Source organism: Oleiphilus sp. HI0132 (assembly GCF_001635845.1).
The window spans coordinates 43,257-51,478 of sequence record NZ_LWGJ01000555.1 but is presented as its reverse complement, the minus strand read 5'-3'; the positions used below and the strand labels follow the sequence as shown (position 1 = coordinate 51,478).

9 protein-coding genes are annotated in these 8,222 nt (G+C 44.0%); 1 reads left to right on the top strand and 8 read right to left on the bottom strand.

All coding sequences use genetic code 11. The features are described 5' to 3' along the window. From A3766_RS06895 to A3766_RS06885, 3 genes are all read right to left on the bottom strand, one after another. A partial coding sequence (locus tag A3766_RS06895; protein ID WP_156508743.1) for a GTP-binding protein occupies nucleotides 1-659 on the bottom strand: 659 nt, incomplete at its 3' end. A gap of 130 nt (nucleotides 660-789) precedes the next feature. Continuing rightward, the gene (locus A3766_RS06890; protein WP_082865102.1) at nucleotides 790-1,023 is read right to left on the bottom strand and encodes a VF530 family DNA-binding protein; all 234 of its coding nucleotides are present in this window, start codon (nucleotides 1,021-1,023) and stop codon (nucleotides 790-792) included. A gap of 18 nt (nucleotides 1,024-1,041) precedes the next feature. Then, nucleotides 1,042-1,884 (bottom strand): S1 RNA-binding domain-containing protein, encoded by an 843-nt coding sequence (locus A3766_RS06885; protein WP_068507950.1) that lies wholly within the window; start codon nucleotides 1,882-1,884, stop codon nucleotides 1,042-1,044. Nucleotides 1,885-2,040: 156 nt separating this feature from the next. Between A3766_RS06885 and A3766_RS06880 the strand changes: the two genes are divergently transcribed. Continuing rightward, nucleotides 2,041-2,706, top strand: coding sequence for a DsbA family protein (locus tag A3766_RS06880; protein ID WP_068507947.1), 666 nt, complete (start codon nucleotides 2,041-2,043; stop codon nucleotides 2,704-2,706). Here the strand turns inward: A3766_RS06880 and A3766_RS06875 are convergent. From A3766_RS06875 to A3766_RS06855, 5 genes are all read right to left on the bottom strand, one after another. Then, nucleotides 2,703-3,365, bottom strand: coding sequence for a glutathione S-transferase family protein (locus A3766_RS06875; protein WP_068507945.1), 663 nt, complete (start codon nucleotides 3,363-3,365; stop codon nucleotides 2,703-2,705). The genes A3766_RS06880 and A3766_RS06875 overlap by 4 nt on opposite strands. 23 nt (nucleotides 3,366-3,388) lie before the next feature. Next, a complete protein-coding gene (locus tag A3766_RS06870) occupies nucleotides 3,389-3,739 on the bottom strand; it encodes a translation initiation factor Sui1 (RefSeq protein WP_068507944.1) in 351 nt (116 codons plus the stop codon). Further along, nucleotides 3,732-5,108, bottom strand: coding sequence for an MATE family efflux transporter (locus tag A3766_RS06865; RefSeq protein WP_082870300.1), 1,377 nt, complete (start codon nucleotides 5,106-5,108; stop codon nucleotides 3,732-3,734). Before A3766_RS06865 ends, A3766_RS06870 begins: the two co-directional genes overlap by 8 nt. 109 nt (nucleotides 5,109-5,217) lie before the next feature. After that, nucleotides 5,218-6,039 (bottom strand): RodZ family helix-turn-helix domain-containing protein, encoded by an 822-nt coding sequence (locus A3766_RS06860; RefSeq protein WP_068507942.1) that lies wholly within the window; start codon nucleotides 6,037-6,039, stop codon nucleotides 5,218-5,220. 52 nt (nucleotides 6,040-6,091) lie between these two features. Beyond that, nucleotides 6,092-8,203 (bottom strand): carboxy terminal-processing peptidase, encoded by a 2,112-nt coding sequence (locus tag A3766_RS06855; protein ID WP_068507940.1) that lies wholly within the window; start codon nucleotides 8,201-8,203, stop codon nucleotides 6,092-6,094. Between the last annotated feature and the right edge of the window lie 19 nt (nucleotides 8,204-8,222).

Here is an 8,222-nt window from a genome sequence, read left to right as displayed (position 1 = left end):
TCAACCTCAACAGCTGTTTCAATCAACTGCTCGTGATACATGTCTACATCGTCAACCATATCGGCTGGAACGTCTTCTACTTTGAAGTTTTCAGGTAGGCCTGTGTCATCCCAAACATAAGCTTTCTTAGAAAGAATATCGACAACACCAACAAAGTCATCTTCGGTTCCGATTGGAAGAGTCATAACTAGCGGCTTAGCGCCTAGTACGTTCTCTACCTGGTCAACAACTTTCAAGAAGTCAGCACCTAGACGGTCAAGCTTGTTTACGAAGATGATACGAGCAACGCCAGACTCATCTGCATAACGCCAGTTTGTTTCTGATTGAGGTTCAACACCACCAGAACCACAGAATACACCGATACCACCATCAAGAACTTTCAAAGAACGATATACTTCTACTGTGAAGTCAACGTGTCCAGGAGTATCTATGATGTTCATGCGGTGATCATCCCAGAAGGTTGTGATCGCTGCAGACTGGATAGTAATACCACGCTCAGCTTCCTGCTCCATAAAGTCAGTTGTAGATTCACCATCGTGAACCTCACCAGTCTTATGGATCTTACCAGTTAGCTTTAGAATACGTTCTGTAGTGGTTGTTTTACCAGCATCAACGTGAGCGAAGATGCCTATATTTCTGTATTTGGATAGATCTGTCATTATTCTACTCAATAAGTTCAGGGCGGAAAAAAATTTGCGGTAGTATACAGGATTTTTTTCGAAAGTTTGAAAAAAAACGTAACATTTTATGCCTGGGCAAAAAATAGTCGTATTTAATTTATTTAGGCAGCTATTTTTTCTGCCATGGGCTGTTACATAAGTCGATATAAAGCGCTTCAACTTTGCTACGAGCCCAAGGGGTTTTTCTTAGGAATTTTAAGCTGGACTTAATGCTCGGGTCGTATTGAAAGCAACGAACAGGAATTCTATTGCCTAGTTCTTCCCAGCCGAAATGAGATTCAAGCTTTATAAGAATCTTTTCTAAAGTCATTCCATGAAGAGGGTCGTGGGACTGGTCATGCACCTTGTGTGTCTCGCTATATTATTCGCCGGTTTTAATCAGGTAGATACCATCACTCTCTATACGGATCTGCCGTTGTTTATAAAGTGTGCCTATTGCGGTCTTGAATGCTTTTTTACTGATTGAAAATGCATCGTATATTTCCTCTGGCTTACTCTTGTCAGAAAGAGGCAGGTAGCCTTCACTTTTTTCTAACCTGTCGAGCACTCTCTCGGCTAAATTTTCTATTTTCTTAAATCCGGGAGCATGAAGCGACAGGTCTACTTTACCGTCATTTCTAACTTGCTTGATAAAGCCTTTAACTTTTTGGCCAATCTTGAGGGGGCGGACGACATCACTAAAAAATAAAAGGCCCCAATATTGGTTGTCAATAACGGCACTGTAGCCTAAGTCCGTTGTAGCAGAGATTGCTAAGTCTACTTTTTGGCCTTGTTTATAATCGTTAGGGAGGCGACCAATATACTTGTTGAGTTTTGTTGACGCGGCAATGCGGTGAGTTTCTTCATCAGTGTATATGTATACAAGGTAAGACTTTCCAACTTCCATTGTCATATGTTGTTGGTTATAAGGTACCAGCAAATCCTTTGGTAGCCCCCAGTCTAAAAAAGCGCCGATATTATTTACATCCGTTACTTCTAAAAACGCGACTTCGCCCACTTGCGCCCGTGGTGTTTGGGTCGTGGCGATAAAGCGATCTTTGGAGTCAAGGTAGACGAAAACATTAAGCGGATCACCAACTTCACAATCTTCAGGCACATAGCGTTTTGGCAGAAGTATTTCACCAAGCCAGCCGCCTTGTAGGTAGGCGCCCTGAGGCTCGAATTTGATAACTTCTAATAAATTATTGCGACCGATTTTTGCCAAAGTATACGTACCTGTTCAGACAGATTTGAGGGAGTAATTTTCGCAGAGTGTACATCTCTTTTACGTCAATCACTAGGTATATTCCTAAAACTATATTAGTATTGTCTAATATAGTTAAGGTTTAATTGATGATGTGAGCTAAAAGAGGAAGGTTAAGTGAACAATAACGAGCCCTTGGTAATCGATTACTTTAGTGATGTTCTGTGTATCTGGGCGTGGATTGCCCAAAGACGAATTGAGGAAATGAAAGAAGAGTGGGGGGAGCAGGTTTTGCTGCGCCGACACTATATTAACCTCTTCGGCGATACGAAAACGCGAATGGCAAAACAATGGGGGGAGCGCGGTGGCTACGAAGGCTTCGGTCGTCATGTGCAAGATGCTGCGGCTCCTTATGATAATGCGCCGGTTAACCCGGAAATCTGGAAGACTGTGCGGCCAAAATCCTCTTTGAATGCGCACTTAGTCCTCAAGGCTTGTGAGCTAGCGTATAGCCCTCAGCGCTCTGCTGATTTAATGCTGTTAGTGCAAAAAAGTTTTTTTGTCGATAATCTGGATGTGGGCTTGCTTGATAATGTGCTCTTGCTGGCTAAGCAAAGTGGTATGGATAGCGATGCATTAAAAACCTTGATTGATGAAGGTGATGCGGCAGCACTATTGATGAGCGACTATCAGAAAGCAGCAGAACTGAATATTAAAGGCAGTCCTTCATGGATTATGAATAATGGTCGACAAGAACTCTTTGGAAACGTTGGTTACCGAATATTACGAGCCAATATTAAAGAGGTCTTGTCGAAACCGGGCTATGAAGCGAGCTGGTGCTAGTCTACGTCGGTGCCGGCTTCATCTTCTCCGATCACTTCTTTTTCTTTTAGGGCTGCTTCGTACCAATGCTTCATTGAAGGTAGGGTAAGCAAGCGGTCGATATAAGCTCTGCTGGTATCCGATACTTCAATTTGATAAGTCGCAAAACGGGAAGCAACCGGAGCAAACATGCAGTCGGCAATGGAGAACTCTCCAAACAACCAATCGCCATCATGGCGGTTGAGCGCATCTTGCCACATGCCGTCGATGCGTTGAATATCCTTAATGCAGTCCTCATGGAGGTTGACTTTACGAGTAGCCCGGCAGTTCATAGGCAGGGCGCTTCTTAAGGCTGGAAAACCTGAGTGCATTTCAGCGCAGTAGGCTCGGGCAGTGGCTCTGTCACTTGGGTCTTCAGGCCAGCCTTTACCTTTAAGATATTGCTCGGAAACATACTCACAAATTGCCAATGAGTCCCAGACTGTAAGGTCCTTACCTTCCTTGTCATCAATCAGTACAGGAACTTTGAAGGTGGGGGAGTAATCCGCGAGGCGCTGATGGGTATTTTCTTCAAAAAGGAATACTTTAATTTCGTCGAACGGGATGTCAAAGTGAGTCAGTAATAGCCAGGGCCGAAGTGACCATGATGAATAATTCTGATTACCAATAACTAGTTCCATATCTGTCTTCCTATTTTTAGTGTTTATCCGCCTGAACGTTTTACTTTGTAGCCTTGCTCAGTAAGAATCTTCAATAGCAGTTCACGGTGATCGCCTTGGATTTCGATATTTCCATCCTTCACTGCACCACCGACACCACATTTCTTTTTGAGCTCTTTGGCGAGACCTTTTAGCTCGTTGTTTTTTAGCAGTATTCCACTTAAGACGGTCACACCTTTGCCTTTTCGGCCTTTCGTGTCGAGGCTTACACGTACGATGCCGTCTCCCTCTGGAGTTTGGTCTGCAGAGCAAGTGCATTCGTCAATGGCTTGTTCACACTCTGGACAAGTTCGCCCTGTTTCGGTGGAGTAGACAAGTCGATTGTTTCTAGGCATTGCTTTTGCTCTCTTTGAGTTCCATATGTGAAGAATGTTTTAAATTACTTTTATTGAGGTGGCGCACCCAATACAGTGCACCCGTGCCAACTATTATATTAGCAAGGCTTGTGGCCAGATATATACCCGCGAGATCAAAAAAATTACCAAGCGCTAATGCCAAGGGAATAAAAATTACGATTAAGCGTAGAAGTGACATGACCAAAGAGGGCATTGGTCTGCCGATACCGTTAGCTGCTGACGAGCTCAGCATAATGATGCCAAGAAATAGATAGCTGATAGGCACTAAGTATAAGTAGAGGGTGGAGGACTCAATAACTGATTCGTCTGCCGAAAACAACCCGGTTAGAGGCTTGGCAAATAGCCATAAACAAACGCTTGCCCCCAGTCCCCAAAGTGCAACGAACTTGAAGCTCATCTTAAGTGCTTCGAAAACCCGGTCATGTTTTTCTGCGCCCCAATTTTGGCCAACAAAAGGGCCCATAATGGAGGTTAGCCCCATAATTACGACAAGAAAGATTGCTTCAATACGTGACGCAACACCAAAACCGGCAACAGACTCGGGGCTGAATCGGGCTACAAGCCAGGTTGTTATCGCGATTGAAAGTGGTGCAATTAGATTTGTTCCTACAGCGGGAACAGCTATTTTGAGGATTGCCTGCCAGCTTTGTAATACCCGGCCATAGCAGCTCTTAAGGCTCAAGAAGTCGAACTTCTTTATCAATACATACAAACCAATTACCAGGGCAATCGAATACGCACAAACGGTTGATATGGCAGCGCCAGCTAGCCCAAGTTTAGGGAAACCAAGCAAGCCGAAAATTAGAATGGGGTCTAATATCATATTCACTATTGCAACGCTTATCATAACCATGCTGGGTAGTTTTGTATTGCCGGCAGCGCGAATAGCCGAATTACCGACCATCGGTATAACCACTACAAAGCTGGCTAGAAACCAAATATCCATAAACTCATGTATGAGCTCAAACAAGTCCTGCGGTGCGCCAAGTAGGGTGAAGATCGGATCCATAAAATGGTAGCCAAGTACGGCAAAGCAGATGGCTACGATCAGGGCGATTAATATCGCTTGTGTGCAGTATGCTTGCACTAAGGTATGTTGTTGAGCCCCAATTGCACGAGCGATAACGGAAGAAGTTCCAATGCCAATGCCAAATGCCAGACTTAATAGGATAGAGATAATTGGAATGGTAAAACTCATTGCGGTGAGTTCGCGAGTGCCGAGTTGTCCGACATAATAGGTGTCTACAATGTTCATCGACATGATGGCCAAGATGCCGCCAATCATAGGAACCGTCATTTTGTAGAGCTGCTGGCTGATATTGCCTTCGGTAAGGTTGCGTTTTCTCAAAATATTAACGAATAGTTATACTTCAGTGTCGTAGGCTAGAGGATGAATAGAATCTTTAGGGGACTATATCACGAACTTCGATGAAAAGAGTGCTTAAAGGGAGGGGAGATCAGGGCGCGTCTTTTTGCTGTTCATTGGGTTTGCCCTCAGCTGGCGTTTCATCGGAGTTTTGTTTTGCATCACTATCATCGCTTGGTGCTTGCGTTTTGTGCTTATGTACCTGGCTCATTTTGGATCTGAGCACTTCCATCTGTTCCTCTTGAGTCTCAATCATTTCTTGTAAAGCATCTTCCTGCTCAGCGATAAAGTGAAGAGACATATTGAATGCTTGTTTAGTAAACTCAAGAACGCGTTCGTAGCCTTCATCCGATAGCTGTCTCGCTTGGTCTTGAGAACGGTAAATATTGATGAACTGTCGCTCTCTTTCATAATGAAGAGGAAGGCGTCCGGCACCCCAGTCATTCAAGATTTTCCATGTGTCTGGTGCGTAGGTTCTACTGTATTTGAGAATGAAAGGAATAGGGTCGTTTCTGGCAAGAAGGGCGGCCAGGCGGAGTATTAGTTCGAAAGAGAGAGTGGCTGTGCCATTCTCTACAGCTTCGATAACGGACTTATCTTTCAGGTTTACAGCTTCGCTAAGCTCACTAACTGTCAGGCCGGCAACCTCGCGAAGGTCTTTAAGGGACTGACCGGCAGATACCATAAGTTTTAATTGGTCCTGCGACTGAATGATGGCCTTGCCGACTTTATAGGACGTGCCGCCAGTTTTCTTAGCGAACTTGAAGGCGCTCGTGGTTGCACCTGAAACACGCCCTAAAAAGTTACTGATAGACTCTTCAGACACCCAAGGTTCAGTTTTTTCACTCTTGGAGCGAGAGTTTGCAGACTTTTTTTCATCTGACTTGGGCTTTTCAGAGTTTTTCTCGCTCATATGTCGTGCCACGCTATATCAGTGTCGAGTGTTACCGAATCAAGCTCTATTGCTAAAGAGCATTGGCTAAGGCATTCGCGCTAACTTGCTGTAAAGAAATAAAGTCTAATAAGACTTCAGCACTTTCCTCAACGATAAAGTCTGGTTCTTGTGCTTTGTCTGTTTCAATAGGCTTTTCATCTTCGCTGTCACGCCAGGCCTGAAGAGATTCAAATTCTGGCTTTTGTTCAAGTCGGCGGCGCTTGTTAAGTAAGTCCAAGCGTGCCTTGTCGAAGGCTTCGTCTTCGGTTTTTCGTTTTTGTTCGTTAATCGTTACTTTTTCTATACCGCGCTGAGATTCTAGTAATTCTATTTCTTCTAACAAAAGTACGTATTCAGGATGTTGTGTAATACGTGTGATATGGCTCTCGGCTAGTTTTTGGCTAAGCGGGCTCAAGGCGCCCACCTTGCTAAATTTGGCTGAAGCAATGGAGTCCCACTCAAGTGCGTGATCCAGGGCATCTTCACCTACTTTCGAAGTATCAATGGTGTCAGGTAAAATAATATCCGGGACAACGCCTTTGTGCTGGGTGCTAGCGCCAGAGATTCTATAAAACTTGGCTTGTGTTATTTTTAACTGGCCATGGTTAAGTGGGCGAACTGCTTGTACAGTCCCTTTGCCGAATGTTGGTGTACCCATTACGATACCGCGACCATAATCCTGAATTGCGCCAGCAAAGATTTCAGAGGCAGAGGCGCTTAGTCTATCTACCAAGACAATGAGCGGACCGTCGTACATCAGTTTAGGATCGGGATCATCCAATACCTCAATGCGGTGATTGGCTCCTCTGATTTGCACGGTAGGGCCTTCATGTATAAATAGTCCGGTTAGTTGATTAGCCTCATCGAGAGAGCCGCCACCGTTCCCGCGTAAATCAATCACAAGTCCGTCTAAAGCTTGTTCTGCCTGCATTTCTTTTAGTAATTTGAGCGTGTCTCGTGTCGTGCTCTTATAGTTTGGGTCACCTTCTTGCATGGCTTTGAAGTCAGCGTAGAAAGTTGGGATATCAATAACGCCAATTCGATGATTTTTTCCGTCGCGCTCTATATCAAGTACTGAACTGGCAGCCGCTTGTTCCTCGAGCTTAACTTTGTCGCGAACGATTTTAATTTCTATTGTGTCAGTATCTAGTTTGGCAGTATGCGGTATGACTTTGAGTCTGACTTTAGAATGCTTGGGGCCTCTAATGAGCTCAACGACTTCATCAAGTCGCCAGCCAATTACCTCAACCATATCGCCTTTCTCTCCTTGGGCAACACCAACAATACGGTCAGCAGAGTGAAGTTTGCCTTGTTTCTGTGCTGGCCCGCCAGCAACTAGACGGACCACTTTAGTAAATTCATTATCTGCTTGTAGTACGGCGCCGATACCTTCTAAGGATAAGCTCATATTAATGTTGAAATTTTCTGAAGAGCGTGGTGAAAAATAGGTGGTATGAGGATCGTATAGGGTAGTGAAGGCATTCATGTAGGCAGAAAATGCATCTTCACTTCTTACTTGTAGAGTTCGCTTTAGCTGGTTTTGATAACGCTTTAGTAAGGACTCTTTAATTTCTTCGTTGGTTTTACCGTCTAGTTTTTGAGACAGGGCCGTATTTTTAGTTCGCTTGCGCCAGATATTATCCAGCTCTGTTTCACTTGTTGCCCAGTCTACTTCTGAACGGTCAGTTAAAATATATTCGTCTTTAGTAAAGTCTAAGGTGTTCAGCTTGGTATTGAGAAATTCAATTTGTTTATTGAGGCGAGTGATTACTCGCGTCTGGTAGCGGTTATAAATTCTGAATGCAGGGTCTAACTGACCAGTTTTTAAGGCACTATCTAAGCGAAAGCGGTAAATCTCGAACTCTGTAATATCTTCGCTAAGAAAATAAATTCGAGAGGGATCGAGTGAATCAAGGTAGTTTTCGTAAACCTTCTCAGAAAGTGTTTTATCGATGTGCTGCTTGCGGTAATGATTTAGCGATAATGAGCGAGCAACATACAGGCTTGCTTCTTGTTGGGCTCTTGTTGGAGCGAGTTCTTCAGTAAATTCTGCTTTGCTTTCTTTAGCGTAAACAGAAAGGGAAAGCGAGCTGATTAGAACGCTAAGTAGAAGGGTGTAAATATTTCGCTTCGTTATCATCATAAGAATAATTTTGCCAATA

Excerpts from the sequence above, each read along its gene's own strand:
- A3766_RS06875 (WP_068507945.1), bottom strand. The coding sequence starts at position 3,365 with ATGGAACTAGTTATTGGTAATCAGAATTATTCATCATGGTCACTTCGG.
- A3766_RS06870 (WP_068507944.1), bottom strand. The coding sequence starts at position 3,739 with ATGCCTAGAAACAATCGACTTGTCTACTCCACCGAAACAGGGCGAACT.
- A3766_RS06860 (WP_068507942.1), bottom strand. The coding sequence starts at position 6,039 with ATGAGCGAGAAAAACTCTGAAAAGCCCAAGTCAGATGAAAAAAAGTCT.
- A3766_RS06855 (WP_068507940.1), bottom strand. The coding sequence starts at position 8,203 with ATGATGATAACGAAGCGAAATATTTACACCCTTCTACTTAGCGTTCTA.